Origin of the sequence: uncultured Dokdonia sp. (assembly GCF_947492815.1) — a bacterium.
Classification (GTDB): Bacteria; Bacteroidota; Bacteroidia; order Flavobacteriales; family Flavobacteriaceae; genus Dokdonia.
On record NZ_CANLOB010000004.1, the window covers coordinates 101,154 to 116,289 of the forward strand.

Sequence of the window (15,136 nt, forward strand, 5' to 3'; positions counted from 1 at the left end):
TTGTGATCTTGTTCTATATGCTTTCGCGAAAGCGTATACAGAATTTTTATATTAATTATTACTGAAATATCCTTTCATAATACCACGCTGAGAGTTTCTAATAAATTGTAATATTTCATCTCTCTCAGGAGTAGCTTCCATTTCTGCTTCTATAATTTCTACAGCTTGTGTATTGTTATAGTTTTTTTGATATAGAATTCTAAAAATATTTTGAATCTCACGTATTTTTTCTGTGGTAAAACCGCGACGGCGAAGTCCAATAGAATTGATACCTACATAGCTTAATGGCTCTCTACCTGCTTTTACAAAAGGAGGCACATCTTTTCTCACAAGAGATCCTCCCGTGACAAATGCATGACTTCCTATGGTACAAAATTGTTGCACGGCTGCCATTCCAGCTAAAACTACATGTTCTCCTACAGTAATGTGTCCCGCAAGGGTACTATTATTAGAAAAAATACAATTATCACCTACAATACAATCATGTGCTATATGGCAATAGGCCATAATCCAGCAATTCTTGCCCACTTCTGTTTTCATACGATCGGAAGTACCTCTATTAATAGTCACACACTCTCTAATGGTGGTGTTGTCTCCTATTATAGTCACAGTATCTTCATCATTGAATTTTTTGTCTTGAGGAATTGCAGAAATAACAGCTCCAGGAAAAATACTAACATTTTTACCTATTCGAGCGCCTTCCATGATCGTTACATTGGATCCTATCCAACTCCCTTCTCCTATCACAACATTATTATGTATAGTGCTAAAAGGTTCTATAACTACATTTTTTGCAATTTTAGCACCAGGATGCACATATGCCAGCGGTTGGTTCATTTATATGAATGTTAGTTGTTTTTTACTTTAACGATTTGAGCCATAATTTCGGCTTCTGATACGAGTCTCCCATTTGCATAGGCTCTCGCTTGCATTTGACATATTCCTCTTCGTATAGGAGACATCAAATCTAGCTTAAAAATAAGCGTATCTCCAGGAACTACTTGTTGTTTATAACGTACATTATCTATTTTTAATAAGTACGTTAAGTAATTTTCTGGATCAGGAACTGTACTAAGTACTAATATCCCTCCAGTTTGCGCCATAGCTTCTATCTGTAAAACACCAGGCATTACTGGTGCTCCTGGGAAATGACCTACAAAAAATGGTTCGTTCATCGTCACATTTTTCATTCCTATTACATAGGTATCTGTCAATTCTAATATTTTATCGACTAGTAAAAACGGAGGGCGATGTGGTAACATCTCCATAATTTGATTTACATCTTTTACTGGAGGTGCATGTAAATCTACATCAGGAACATGGTTACGACGTTCTGTTTTAATAATTTTTTGAAGCTTTTTTGCAAACTGTGTATTTACATAGTGCCCTGGCTTATTAGCGATTACTTTTCCTTTGACACGTGTTCCTATTAAAGCCAAATCTCCAATAACATCTAACAGTTTGTGACGTGCAGCTTCATTAGGATGGTGTAAGGTAAGGTTATCTAGAATACCGTTAGGTTTTACAGCAATATGCTCTTTATTAAATGCGACACGTAGTTTTTCCATTGTTTTAGGAGATAATTCCTTGTCTACATAGACAATGGCATTATTAAGATCACCTCCTTTTATTAAACCATGCTCTAAGAGCATTTCTATTTCATGTAAAAAGCTAAATGTACGACTATCAGAGATTTCTTTTTTAAATTCTGAAAGGTGTTTTATACTTGCATTTTGAGTGCCTAATACTTTAGTCCCAAAATCAACCATAGTCGTAACTTGATATTCATCTGCAGGCATTAAAATAATTTCGCTTCCAGATTCTTCATCTACATAAGAAATTACTTCTTTTACTACATATTCATTACGACATTCTTCTTGTTCTTGTATTCCTGCTTTTTCTAATGCTTCTACAAAGAATTTTGAAGAACCATCCATGATAGGGGGTTCTGATGCATTAAGTTCTATTAGGATGTTATCTATTTCTAGTCCTACACAAGCGGCAAGGACATGTTCTGTAGTTTGAATAGTAACGCCATTTTTTTCAAGATTTGTTCCTCTTTGTGTATTGGTTACTAATGATGCATCTGCATTAATAATAGGACTACCCTCTAGATCCACACGTTGAAATTTATATCCGTGATTTTCTTTAGCGGGTTTAAAAGTCATCGTCACATTATCTCCGGTATGTAATCCTACACCAGTAAGCGTAACTTCTTTGGCTATTGTACATTGTTGAGTTCTAGCTTCACTCATTGATTTATCTTTTTTTCGAGTTGATTAACCGTTTGAACTATTTTAGGTAAGTTTTTAAAATGCACATATGATCGGTTCCAATCTGCATATCCAAATGACGGAGATCCTTGGAGTACTTCATCATCTTTTATATTACGTCCAATTCCTGACTGCGCTTGAATACGAACACGATCCCCTATTGTGATATGGCCAGCAATTCCTACTTGTCCACCAATCAGACAATTTTTACCAATTTTTGTAGAACCTGCAACTCCTGTCTGTGCAGCAATCGCTGTATGAGCTCCTATTTCTACATTATGAGCAATCTGTATTTGATTATCTAATTTTACACCTTCTCTAATCACTGTAGATCCTAGTGTAGCTCTGTCAATAGTGGTTCCAGCTCCAATATCTACATAATCTTCTATAATAACATTACCTGTTTGCGGTACTTTGCTATACTCTCCTTTTTCATTTGGTGTAAAACCAAATCCATCTGCTCCAACAATAGCACCACTATGTATATATACAGAATCGCCTATAACACAATCAGAATATACTTTTGCTCCTGAGAATAATACGCAATTATCACCTATAACCACATTGTCTCCGACATATGCATTAGGATAAATTTTTACATTATTTCCAATTTTTACGTTATCACCTAAATATGAAAATGCCCCTAAATAAAGGCCATCACCATAAGTAGCAGATTCAGAAATATAACTTGGTTGCTCTATTCCTGATTTATTAAGTTTTACTTGATTGTAATATTCTAACAACTTTGAGAATGACTTATAAGCATCTTCTACTCTTATGAGTGTAGTGTCTATTTCATTTTCAAGTTCAAAATCTGTATTAACAATGGCAATAGATGCTTTTGTCGTATATAAGTAAGGTGTATATTTAGGATTTGCTAGAAATGTAAGAGATCCAGATGTTCCTTCTTCTATTTTTGCAAGTTTAGAAACTTGTACTTCGGGATTACCTTCAACTGTACCTTCTAATATTCCTGCTATTTGGGCTGCTGTAAATTTCATGTGTGGCAAAAATAACAAAAAACTTAGTCTTTAGGTTTGGGGTAGCACATATAGTTTTTAACGACTTCTTTAGTTAGCGATTTTAAACTTAATTGATCACTAGCTTTTACTACATCTACAATCTTACCATTTGGTAATACAATATTAATTCCTCCTTGTGTATAATTATACCCTTGATTTGATATTTTGCCTGTAAAAACAAAATAAGAAGCCTCGTATGGAGTGATGTCATACTGCTGTGTTAATGTATCTATATGTTTTTGTTTTTTCTCTTCAGAAAAGGGCTTTTTACGAATCTTTACTTTTAATAAATCTCTATTTATGATAGACTTGGATAACTCACTAAGTACAAAATCATCTGTATAACACCATTCTTTCATAGCTGATATAATGTCATAATCATCTAATTTTGAAAACGTATCGAGTGCATCTTTAAAATTATCTTGATCAATCTTATTTTTTAAAAAATAGGATAATGCTGTACTTGCAGGAAGATCAACGCCATTATGAGAAACTTCTTTTGCACGTTTTAATACACGTGTAATTAATTGTTCTGCAACGACTCCCGTTTTATGTAAGTACACTTGCCAATACATAAGACGCCTAGCTACTAAGAATTTTTCTACCGTGTATACGCCTTTTTCTTCAACGACTAATTGGTCTTCAAAAACATTAAGCATTGCTATAATACGATCTGTATTAATATTTCCTTCAGCCATTCCTGTATAGAAACTATCTCGTTTTAAATAGTCTGTACGATCCATGTCTAATTGGCCAGAAACAAGCTGATTTAAAAACTTACGGGTATATGTTCCTTGAAATATTTGGAGTGCTAGCGTTAAACTTCCGTTAAACTCTCTGTTTAAAGCTTCCATAAAAGCAATAGATATCTGCTCATGATGTACGTTTTCAATGATACTTTCCTCCATTGCATGTGAAAATGGACCATGTCCAATATCATGCAATAGTATAGCTATGAGCGTGGCTTCTTCTTCTTCTTTAGAAATAACAACGCCTTTGTTTTTAAGGGTTGTCAATGCTTTCTGCATAATATGCAAACATCCTATCGCATGGTGAAAACGTGTATGATGTGCTCCTGGATATACCAAATATGAAAGTCCCATTTGAGTAATACGACGTAAACGTTGGAAATACGGATGCTGAATCAATTTAAAAATAACGCCATTAGGTATGGTAATAAAACCATAAATGGGATCGTTAATTATAGTAACTTTGGTAGCCTGTTTTATCACAGAGTAATTTAAAGAGTTTAAACAAATATACCACTAATCATACTAGCTTTTATGAGAGTTCTTATTTGCTTTCGCGAAAGCGTATAAACACACCACACAATATATGAGTACAATCAACATTCTATGGGTAGATGATGAAATTGATTTATTAAAACCACATATACTTTTTTTAGAGAAAAAAAACTATGCTGTTACTAAATGTACAAGTGGTACCGAGGCAATAGAAATTATAGATGAACAAAATTTTGATATTGTTTTTCTTGATGAAAACATGCCAGGTCTCACAGGACTTGAAACACTTAATGAAATCAAAAATAAACGAGAAAACGTACCCGTTGTAATGATTACAAAAAGTGAAGAAGAATATATTATGGAGGAAGCCATAGGTTCTAAAATTGCCGATTATTTAATCAAACCTGTCAATCCTAATCAAATCTTACTCAGTTTAAAGAAAAATTTAGATCACAGTCGTTTAGTCTCTCAAAAAACAGCTTCCTCATATCAGCAAGAATTTAGGAAAATCGCCATGGACCTCTCTATGGTAAATTCTTATGAAGAGTGGTCTGAATTGTATCAAAAATTGATCTACTGGGAAATGGAATTAGAAACCATAGAGGATCCTAGTATGTTTGAAATCTTGGAATCTCAAAAAACAGAAGCTAATCATCAGTTTTGCAAGTTTGTAGATAGAAATTACCCAGATTGGTTTGGATCTCATGATGGACCTATCATGTCTCATACCTTGTTTAAAGAAAAAGTTGCTCCTGAAATAAAAAAAGGAGAACCTACCCTATTTGTTGTTATTGACAATTTGAGATATGATCAATGGAAAGCTTTTGAACCACATCTTTCTTCATATTACAAAAAGAAAGATGAAGCTGCTTATTATAGTATTCTTCCAACAGCAACTCAATATGCACGTAATGCTATTTTCTCAGGTTTAATGCCTAGCGAAATGAAAAAAAGGCATCCTAATTACTGGTTAGATGATACTGATGAGGGAGGGAAAAACATGCATGAAGCAGATTTTTTAAGAGAACAACTAAAGCGACTACATATAGATATTAATTGGGAATATCATAAAATCACCAATTTAAAGAATGGCAAAAAGTTAGCTGATAACTTTAAGTCTCAGAAGAATAATGATCTTACTGTTGTTGTATATAACTTTGTCGATATGCTTTCTCATTCTAAAACAGAAATGGAAGTTATTAAAGAACTTGCTAGTACTGATAAGTCCTATAGGTCACTTACAGAAAGCTGGTTTAAAAACTCTCCGTTATTAGATATGATACAACAAGCACAGCAAATGGGCTTTAAGTTAATTATCACAACAGATCATGGAACCATTAATGTAAAGAACCCTTCAAAAGTAATTGGAGATAAGAATACGAGTTTAAATTTACGTTATAAAACTGGCCGTAGTCTTACGTATGAGGATAAAGATGTACTCGCAGCAAAAGACCCTAGAACCATACATCTTCCTTCTATCAATATGAGTAGTTCCTTTATTTTTGCTAAAAGTGATTTGTTTTTTGCATATCCAAACAACTATAATCACTATGTGAGCTATTATAGAAATACCTACCAGCATGGAGGCGTTTCTTTAGAAGAAATGATTATTCCAATAGCAATATTGGAACCTAGATAATAAAAAAGGTAATCTTGATACGATTTTCTCTGGAAATCAATCAATGACCTTTTTTGTGTCAAATTATGGTATATAAACTACTTCGGAAAGCTTTGGAGTATTAAAATTCTTTGGCGATACCAGTAAAAATAGAGTGCTACTCTAAATTAGAGTAGTACTCTATTTTGTTTTAAACAATATCTCGACTGCGCTCGATTTGACAAACAAGTGTCAGCATCTATAAAACGTCATTCCGAATTTATTTCAACATCTCAATAAAACATAGAGTTGATTATATCCAGGAAAATCTGAAACAAGTTCAAATTGACGAAAAAGCTGCTTCTCCTTTCGGGAGAAGGTTAGGACAAAGGAAGCTTCTTCATAAAATAAGACACTGTAATTCCAGTAACTCTTTTAAAATGATTGGTAAAAGATCGTGTATTGGAAAAACCTACTTCACTTGCGATAGCTTCTATGGTATAAGATCGAAACTTTTTGTCTCCTTGTAGTTTCTGTATTGCGTAATGAATACGTAAATCACTGATATAAGTAGTAAAGTTAGCTTCTTTTACCCCATTGATATATTTAGATAAGTAAGTAGAATTGGTTTCTAATGTTTTTGATAATGATTTTAAGCTAATAGCATTTTCTAAATATCCATGTGATTTTTCAAACTGAGTTAATCCTTTTGAAATTAATGCGAGTTGTTTTTCTTCAAGATCAACACTTATTTTTTCTTTTTCAGGAATTGTTTTTTTGGTTTCAATAGAGATCTTTTGTTCTTTATATCTTTCATGGAATACTTTAAATCGTTTTTTATTGAGATAGTTCTTTCGCATATAATAGACAACGACTAGTAGCGACATTCCCAACACACCAATAATTAAGTACTTATTTCGTTGTTCTGAACTTTTTTCTTTATGAAGTTTTAAGATCACTTCATCTTTTGCAGCTAATAATTGGGGCATTGTATATTCTTGTTCTATACGATTACCAATTTCAATATAATTAGAAGAAATTTTCCGATCAAATCCTATGAGTTTATTGAGATATATTAATTGACTCTCTGTATCGTTGATCTCTTTATAATAATTGATTAACAATTGATACCCCTCTCCTAGCTCTTCAAATTCATCATCGGTAATTTGATAGAGACTATCAGCTTTTTTGATGGATTGTACAGCTTCTTTTTTACGATTGAGTTTCCACAATATGAGGCCTTTCATATTTAAGGAACTACTAGTTCCATAAATATCATCTGGTTCGTTTTCTTCTAGATACTGATTTGTGTGTTGTAAAGCTTCTTGATATTGACCTTCTCTATATAAAATACCCCCTTTGAGCCCGTAATAATTGAGTTTATACCCATCTATATTATTTTGAAATCCGTATCGATGTAAAGAATCTAAATAGATCGAAGCATTTTTGTAATCTTTTACTTCATAATATAGCTTTGTTAAAAGATATTGTGCTGAAAAATATTCATTTCTTTTTCTATTATTAGAATAGTTGAAAAATATTGAATCATATTTTGAAGAACCCATAAAAGCTAGATACTTTTTAAAAATGAGTATAGATTTTTTTTTATTTCCCCAATCTGATTTAAGCAAAATAATATTGTATTCTAATTCATAAAATAATTTAAGATTCTCTCTCTCTCTTGCATACTGAAGGGCTTTTAATAACATATTATTTGCTTCTTTATAATTACCACTATAGTAATGATTGACAAATTTTAAACTGTATGCAAGTGCAGGTTGAATGTTATCATCATAGTTTTTTGTATAAGTAATAGCTTTATCCAAATAATCGAGCCTATAGCCTTCTAGTAATCCTAAAAAACCATAGGCTTTACCCATATGTAAAGTATCTCTTAATTTATTTGCCGTCCATAAATATGTCATTGCTACTTCATGTGCAAAAAGGCTATCAGGTTCTTTATCATAACCTGGCGCTGTTCTATTAAAATGATTTACATATACTTTATAATCTCTATTTTTTAAAGAATCTATAGGGGTATAACCATCTAATATGGGTTCTTGAGAGTACATCGTACTTTGGGACAAAAAACATATAAAAGCAAAAACAAAAATCGATGTAAGTTTCATAAAATGAGATCTATATATGATCATTGATGATTGGAATATTTATAAAAATGACTTGAATATTTATAAATGTTCTTGTATTTAACTTGTTGACTAAGAAGATTAATAGCAATTTTGGGATATCAAAAATACGAAGCCCTTAGGCTTTAAAATAATTAATTATTGATGAAAGTGAAAAAATGATACAATCCCAGTTTTAAATCTTTTGTGTGGTGCAGAATCCTAAAACTGGGACCTGTATTTAATAGCATACTTTCTCTTATAGCGGTTATTTATGTTTTTCAAGTTTAATTACAGTTAAAAGGGTTTTCAATTTATGATTAGAACCTTTTTATCACATTTTCCCTATATTTAAGATCCCAAGTTGAATTATATAAAATGGAAATAACCTATATACTATCACAAATAGATAGTATTTCTATGCGTATTATTGAGGCCGCAAAAAGTAATGTATTACTTTTTTATGGCGAAATGGGTGTTGGAAAAACAACACTTATCACTTCTTTAGCAAAACACTTAGGCGTAACTGATAATGTCTCAAGTCCTACTTTTTCAATAGTTAACGAGTATAAGACCGAAAGTAATAAAACTATTTATCACTTTGATGCCTATAGAATTGAGCAAGAAGAAGAAATACTAGATATTGGTTTTGAAGAATATATTGATCAAGGTGATTGGATATTTATCGAATGGCCAGAAAAAATACGTAGTTTTATACCAAACAATAGTCAAAAAATACACATTTCAATGAATGAAATTGGCGAAAGATTAATAAAATTGATGTAGATATGTTAAAGTAATGTTAAATTTCACATCAATAGGTAGGAATATTTTGTAGGTGATTTCTTATTTTTTTTTTATTTAAAGCGATGAAAAACAAATTAGAAATCTCTTCAACGAAAAAAATGTTTTTTAAAGATACTAATTAAACTAAGTGAATATAATAGGTAATTCGTTATTTTTTAAAAAAAACGCGCGAATATACAAAAAAAATAGAATAGCGTAACTTTTAGAGTGATTAATCATTTTTGCAGTAACAAATCATTAATATTAAACACTCACGATTATGAAAGTTAAAGCTTTACTATTAGCACTGCTTATAGCAGGTGCTACCGCACTTATGTACACTGCAACCAACGAAACTAATGCAACCCAAGCAATCGACAAAACAAAAATTAAAGCTCCTGGACAAGGCAACAACAACGCATAAGGAAGCCATATCTTACAAGAAAAAAGGGTTGTTTTATGGTAGTTTAATAGCTTTAGTCATTATAATATCACCTTATTTCTTTTATTTATATGAAGGAATCCCAGACATAGATGTTTGGGATTCTCCATTTGGTACTATACATAGCAATTATTATGGTAGTGTTCAGGTGTTCATTTGGACTTTATTTAATCAAATTGTCCCACTATTTTTATTATTAATCTGGTTTTTCACCTGTAAACATTGGTGGTATCACGCTATTCTAGTCCCTATTTGTATGATTATTGTTCAAATTTATACTATTTTGAATGATGAAATTAATATTCCTGATTCCAAAGTGCTATATATACTAGGACCTATTATTTTTTTAATGCTTATTTTTTCTTACACTATTAGAACAAAAATATTTGATAAAATCTATGGTATTGACTTAAGTGAATTAAGTCGTGTAAGTTGGAAAGGAGAGATTCAAAAAAAAGAAGATAGTAAGGATCTTAACAATGACAATGAGGAAGATGAAGATCCTATGTATATGAGTAATGAGTAGTCTTCTAAATCAGATGTCTTAAAATTACTTTTTAAATCCGTATTTTTGGGTAACAACCTTATATAAACCTATGAATACACCAAATAGTCCTTTTACAAGAGCACAATTACTCCCTCAAGAAGAAACCCTTGAAATTGCTAAGAAAAAAGGAGACTTATTTATAGGAATTCCCAAAGAAGCTCATTTTCAAGAAAGACGTGTATGCCTTACACCAGATGCTGTAGCTGCACTTACTGCAAATGGACATCGTGTACTTATAGAGTCCAAAGCTGGGAAAGGAGCTCGTTACTCTGATAAGGATTATAGTGAAGCTGGCGCAGAAGTCACCAATGATACCGCCAAGGTTTTTTCATGTCCAATGATTCTTAAAGTAGAGCCACCATCTATTGAGGAGTTAGACATGGTAAATCCACAAACCGTATTAATTTCTGCTTTACAACTAAAAACACAAACCAAAGAGTATTTTGAAAAATTAGCAAGTAAACGAATTACCGCTATTGCTTTTGAATTTATAAAAGATGATGATGGCACCTACCCTGCTGTTAGAACGTTATCCGAAATAGCTGGTACTGCAGCTGTTCAAGTAGCTGCAGAACTAATGAGTAGTGCAGATCTCGGAACAGGAATGTTATTAGGAAATATAAGTGGAGTTCCTCCAGCTGAAGTGGTAATTATTGGAGCTGGTACTGTAGGTGAATTTGCCGCTAGGTCTGCTATAGGCTTAGGTGCAAACGTAAAAATATTTGACAATTCTATTACCAAGTTACGTTGCATACAAACAAACATAGGGAGACCTATGTATACCTCTACCCTTCAACCTAAAAATTTAGTCAAAGCATTAAAAAGATGTGATGTTGCTATAGGAGCTGTTCGGGGAGCAAATAGATCTCCAGTTATTGTTACTGAACCCATGATACAAGGAATGAAATCTGGTGCTGTGATTATTGATGTAAGCATTGATATGGGCGGATGCTTTGAAACTAGCGATGTTACTTCTCATGATCAACCCACATTTATAAAACATGGCGTCACTCATTATTGTGTGCCAAATATACCTGCACGCTTCGCTAGAACTGCCTCTATATCACTAAGTAATATTTTCACACCCTATCTTCTAGATATAGGCGAAGAAGGAGGTATAGAAAATAAACTAAGATTTGACAAAGGATTGAAAAACGGTTTGTATTTTTACCACGGCGTTTTAACCAACAAGTCGGTAGCAAATTGGTTTAATTTGCATTATCGAGATATCAATCTTCTTATATTTTAACATATGCGTTTATTACATCGAATAGGATACTATTTAGGTGGCTTTTCTTTAGGTTTAATTGTATTAGCTTTTTTCTTTAGCGGAAAAAAAACAAGTTGTGCCTACTTTCCAGAAGCACGAGTTTTAAAAAATATCAATACAAAGTCGTATACGCTTTCGCGAAAAGCGCAAGAGTCTTTAACCCAATTACAATTAGATACTGTCGCTATTAATCGCGTATTAAAACTAGGTGATGTTGACTTTGGACAAAGCCAACCAAGAAAAGAGCCTTGTGCAGAGTATATGGTATATGGCGAAGCTAAAGAAGGGCAAGAGCTTAAGCTAATTCTCGAAAATTGTGAGGACAACGTACATATCAAAGAAGTGAGTCCTTTGGAATAAAATTAGTTTTACCAAAAAGGTATCTCTTATATTTTTCGGCGTTTACGTTCTGATTTGATAAGTTCTAATTCGCGATTTGTTTGTCCTGCAACAGATGTATTCTCTTCTGCTCTTCTAATTAAGTATGGCATCACATCTTTTACTGGCCCAAACGGCATGTACTTAGCTACATTATATCCCTCTGATGCAAGATTAAAACTTATATGATCACTCATTCCATATAACTGTCCAAACCAAACACGCTTATCATGTATTGCTATTGATTTTTCTTTCATAATTTCCATAGCTAACAAACAACTAGCTTCATTATGTGTTCCTAGAAATACTGAAACATCCTCTAGGTGGTCAAAAATATATTTTAGTGTATTATTAAAGTTATCATCTGTATCACTTTTACTCGCACATATAGGTGTTTCATACTTCATTTCTTCCGCGCGCTCATTTTCTTTTTCCATATAAGCGCCTCTTACTATCTTCACTCCTATTTTAAAACCTTTTACTCTTGCATCTACATGCAGTTTTTTAAGATAATCTAATCGATCCCATCTATAACACTGTAATGTATTAAATACGATTGCTTTTTCAGTATTGTATTTAGCCATCATTTCAGCTACTAAATCATCTGCTGCATCTTGCATCCAACTTTCTTCTGCATCTATTAAAACAGCAACATCAGTCTCTTTAGCTTTTTTGCATATTTGATCAAACCTATCTACTATTTTATCCCATTCTTCCTGTTCTTCTGAAGTAAATACTTCTCCTGTTGTCTTTTTTTGCCATATATCAAAACGACCAACCCCAGTAGGTTTAAATACAGAAATTGGCATTGCCTCTTTTTCTTCTGCAAAATCAGTAAGCTCTACCACTTTGGTCAAACATGCATCAAATTGCTTTTCATCCTCTTTCCCTTCTACAGAGTAGTCTAATACTGAACAAACTCCAGCTTCAAATAACTTATCCATCACAGGAATACAGTCATCTTCACTTACACCACCGCAAAAATGATCAAATACCGTAGAACGAATAAGTCCTTCTACAGGGAGTTTTGCGCTCAATGCAAACTTTGTCATGGCAGTACCTATACGCACAAGTGGTTCTTTAGAAATCATTTTAAACAGAAAATAAGCGCGTTCAAGTTCGCTATCTGATTTTAGCACAAAGGCACGTTCTGTATTGTCAAAAATTGAAGAAGACATAGTAGTTTATTTTGTGTTACAAATATAATTCAAACTGAATGTGAATTACACAAAAAGATGTAATTTGGCACCCTAAAATAAAATCTATGCAACCTATCAAAGCTTCTAGCTATGAAATTGTTTTTAATACCCCTGGTTATGAAGCGCTAAATAACCTTTTACAGACAGCTGTGTACTCAAAAATATTTGTGATTGTTGATAGCAATACTCATGAACACTGTCTAGCAACATTTTTAAGTTTACTACAAACTGACGTATCAATAGAAGTTATAGAAATTACTCCTGGAGAGGAAAATAAAACGATAGAAACATGTTCTGGAGTATGGGATGCATTAGCAAATCTTGATGCAGATCGAAAAGGGTTAATTATCAATTTAGGAGGTGGTGTTGTTACTGATTTGGGAGGATTTGTAGCTAGTACTTTTAAAAGAGGCATGCATTTTATTAATATCCCCACAACCCTACTCTCCATGGTAGATGCCTCTGTGGGAGGTAAAACCGGTGTAGACCTAGGAAGTTTGAAAAACTTAATTGGAGTTATCAATAATCCAGAGTTAGTGCTTATTGATACTGGATTTTTAGCAACTCTCTCTAAAAACGAAATGCGCTCAGGTCTAGCTGAAATGTATAAGCACGGTCTCATTGCATCTGAAACCTATTGGCAACAGTTATCAGACTTAACATCTATGACTACTGAAGATCTTAATTCACTTATCTATGATAGCGTAGTTATAAAAAATGAAGTCGTACTAAAGGATCCTACAGAAAAAAACCTTCGAAAAACACTAAACTACGGCCATACGTTAGGACATGCTATAGAATCGTATTGTTTGAGTCACTCTAAATTAACTACTTTATTACACGGTGAAGCAATTGCAATAGGTATGATTTTAGAAAGTTATATTTCTACTAAATTAACTGCTTTACCACAACAGCAGTTCAAGCATATACACAAGGTCTTTTCAGAAATGTACGACACGGTCTCTTTCTCAAAAGACGATATACATCACATCATTGAGTTATTAAAACACGATAAGAAAAACACAAATGGTAAAGTTAATTTTGTGCTATTAGAATCTATAGGAAAAGGTGTGATTGATCAGGAAGTTTCAAACGAATTGATTTATGAAGCCTTTGATTTTTATGCTACAAACTCATGATACATTAAGAGTTTTTATAGATAACGTTCTTTAATAAGTGATACATGATGCTTCTCATGACCTACAGTTATAAAGCCTAATGCTCTTACTGACATCTTACTACCACTTCCTGTGCCTATTTCTTTTAGCATTGTATCATCAAAATTTTTAAAAAGTACGATTGTTGCGTTTCTGACAGCTTCATATTCTTCTAGTAACGATTCAATAGTTCGAGAATCAGCTTTGGAGGGAGGTATAAAATTATTTTGATCAAAACCTAAGAGATCTACGGTGTCTTTTCTTGCAAACCGCAGTGCTCTGTAAGCAAAAATACGCTCTGTATCTATAATATGCATTAAAACCTCCTTAGGAGTCCATTTACCCACATCATATCGATAGCTTAGCTTTTCTGCAGGTATGTCTTTAAAAAAAGAAAGCACATCATTTCTACTTTCAATAAGGATATCCACCAGCGCAACTTCTTTTTCTAATATTGCTATAAAAGGTTCGTAATATGGGTTGTATTCAGAAGCATTTAAATCAGTTGTATACATAGTTTTTTTTACGTAAAGGTACTAAAAAACCCTCCTAGAATACTAGAAGGGTAATGATACTATGATTAAAAATATACTGTTATATTAAATCCTGAAATATAGAATGCATTAATCGTTTTTTGTCATTGATACTCTCTTCTAGAGATATCATGGTCTCTGTTCTATATACACCTTCGATATCATCTAATTGAAAAATAACATTTTTTGCATGGTTTGTATCTCTAGCTCTGATTTTACAGAAAATATTAAATTTCCCAGTAGTAACATGTGCTACCGTTACAAATGGAATTTGAGCGATACGTTCTAGTACAAATGTAGTTTGTGAGGTTTTGTTCAAAAATACACCTACATAAGCAATAAAAGAGTATCCTAATTTCCCATAGTCAAGACTGAGTGAAGAACCGGTTATGATTCCTGCTTCTTCCATTTTCTTAACACGTACATGTACAGTTCCTGCTGAAATGAGTAATTTTTTAGCTATATCAGTAAAAGGGATTCTGGTATTCTCTATGAGCATATCCAGTATTTGGTGATCAACTTCGTCAAGTTTGAATTTTGCCATTATTGTATGATTCATTGA

Annotated in this window: 14 protein-coding genes; 6 read left to right on the plus strand and 8 right to left on the minus strand. The window is 32.7% G+C overall.

Features of this window, described 5'->3' with window-relative positions; translation table 11 throughout:
* Positions 1-51: 51 nt before the first annotated feature.
* Genes lpxA through Q1A01_RS06340 form a run of 4 tightly spaced genes read right to left on the minus strand, consistent with a single transcriptional unit; the run spans position 52 to position 4,524 of the window.
* Positions 52-837, minus strand: coding sequence for an acyl-ACP--UDP-N-acetylglucosamine O-acyltransferase (lpxA, locus tag Q1A01_RS06325; RefSeq protein ID WP_089370911.1), 786 nt, complete (start codon positions 835-837; stop codon positions 52-54).
* Positions 838-848: 11 nt separating this feature from the next.
* Positions 849-2,255 carry a bifunctional UDP-3-O-[3-hydroxymyristoyl] N-acetylglucosamine deacetylase/3-hydroxyacyl-ACP dehydratase gene (locus tag Q1A01_RS06330; protein ID WP_299677663.1) on the minus strand — a complete coding sequence of 469 codons (1,407 nt, stop codon included), beginning with the start codon at positions 2,253-2,255 and terminating at the stop codon, positions 849-851.
* On the minus strand, positions 2,252-3,274 hold the full coding sequence (lpxD, locus tag Q1A01_RS06335; protein ID WP_299677666.1) for a UDP-3-O-(3-hydroxymyristoyl)glucosamine N-acyltransferase: 1,023 nt from the start codon (positions 3,272-3,274) through the stop codon (positions 2,252-2,254). The genes Q1A01_RS06330 and lpxD overlap by 4 nt, the downstream gene beginning before the upstream one ends.
* 23 nt (positions 3,275-3,297) lie before the next feature.
* Positions 3,298-4,524: an HD domain-containing protein gene (locus Q1A01_RS06340; RefSeq protein WP_299677969.1), complete on the minus strand. Its 1,227-nt coding sequence runs from the start codon at positions 4,522-4,524 to the stop codon at positions 3,298-3,300.
* 106 nt (positions 4,525-4,630) lie between these two features.
* Between Q1A01_RS06340 and Q1A01_RS06345 the strand changes: the two genes are divergently transcribed.
* Positions 4,631-6,178, plus strand: a complete 1,548-nt coding sequence (locus Q1A01_RS06345; protein WP_299677669.1) for a bifunctional response regulator/alkaline phosphatase family protein — start codon at positions 4,631-4,633, stop codon at positions 6,176-6,178.
* 338 nt (positions 6,179-6,516) lie between these two features.
* Here the strand turns inward: Q1A01_RS06345 and Q1A01_RS06350 are convergent, their stop codons facing one another.
* Positions 6,517-8,265 (minus strand): AraC family transcriptional regulator, encoded by a 1,749-nt coding sequence (locus tag Q1A01_RS06350; protein WP_299677671.1) that lies wholly within the window; start codon positions 8,263-8,265, stop codon positions 6,517-6,519.
* A 375-nt stretch (positions 8,266-8,640) separates the two neighbouring features.
* Between Q1A01_RS06350 and tsaE the strand changes: the two genes are divergently transcribed.
* The 4 genes from tsaE to Q1A01_RS06370 all read left to right on the plus strand — a co-directional run bounded on the left by tsaE (position 8,641) and on the right by Q1A01_RS06370 (position 11,667).
* On the plus strand, positions 8,641-9,048 hold the full coding sequence (tsaE, locus tag Q1A01_RS06355) for a tRNA (adenosine(37)-N6)-threonylcarbamoyltransferase complex ATPase subunit type 1 TsaE (RefSeq protein WP_299677673.1): 408 nt from the start codon (positions 8,641-8,643) through the stop codon (positions 9,046-9,048).
* Between the two features lie 359 nt (positions 9,049-9,407).
* Entirely contained in the window at positions 9,408-10,016 is a 609-nt protein-coding gene (locus tag Q1A01_RS06360; protein ID WP_299677675.1) for a hypothetical protein, read from the plus strand.
* A 70-nt stretch (positions 10,017-10,086) separates the two neighbouring features.
* Complete coding sequence (locus tag Q1A01_RS06365; RefSeq protein WP_299677678.1) at positions 10,087-11,286, plus strand: alanine dehydrogenase; 1,200 nt, start codon at positions 10,087-10,089, stop codon at positions 11,284-11,286.
* Positions 11,287-11,289: 3 nt separating this feature from the next.
* Entirely contained in the window at positions 11,290-11,667 is a 378-nt protein-coding gene (locus Q1A01_RS06370) for a DUF4258 domain-containing protein (protein ID WP_299677681.1), read from the plus strand.
* Positions 11,668-11,693: 26 nt separating this feature from the next.
* On the opposite strand, the gene Q1A01_RS06375 is transcribed toward Q1A01_RS06370, so the two are convergent.
* The gene (locus Q1A01_RS06375) at positions 11,694-12,863 is read right to left on the minus strand and encodes a proline dehydrogenase family protein (RefSeq protein WP_299677684.1); all 1,170 of its coding nucleotides are present in this window, start codon (positions 12,861-12,863) and stop codon (positions 11,694-11,696) included.
* An 86-nt stretch (positions 12,864-12,949) separates the two neighbouring features.
* Here Q1A01_RS06375 and aroB point away from each other — a divergent pair, with 86 nt between their 5' ends.
* Positions 12,950-14,023 (plus strand): 3-dehydroquinate synthase, encoded by a 1,074-nt coding sequence (gene aroB, locus Q1A01_RS06380; RefSeq protein WP_299677687.1) that lies wholly within the window; start codon positions 12,950-12,952, stop codon positions 14,021-14,023.
* 14 nt (positions 14,024-14,037) lie between these two features.
* On the opposite strand, the gene Q1A01_RS06385 is transcribed toward aroB, so the two are convergent.
* Both Q1A01_RS06385 and Q1A01_RS06390 read right to left on the minus strand, forming a co-directional pair.
* Positions 14,038-14,556: a DinB family protein gene (locus Q1A01_RS06385; protein WP_299677690.1), complete on the minus strand. Its 519-nt coding sequence runs from the start codon at positions 14,554-14,556 to the stop codon at positions 14,038-14,040.
* 79 nt (positions 14,557-14,635) lie between these two features.
* The gene (locus Q1A01_RS06390) at positions 14,636-15,118 is read right to left on the minus strand and encodes a winged helix-turn-helix transcriptional regulator (protein ID WP_299677693.1); all 483 of its coding nucleotides are present in this window, start codon (positions 15,116-15,118) and stop codon (positions 14,636-14,638) included.
* Between the last annotated feature and the right edge of the window lie 18 nt (positions 15,119-15,136).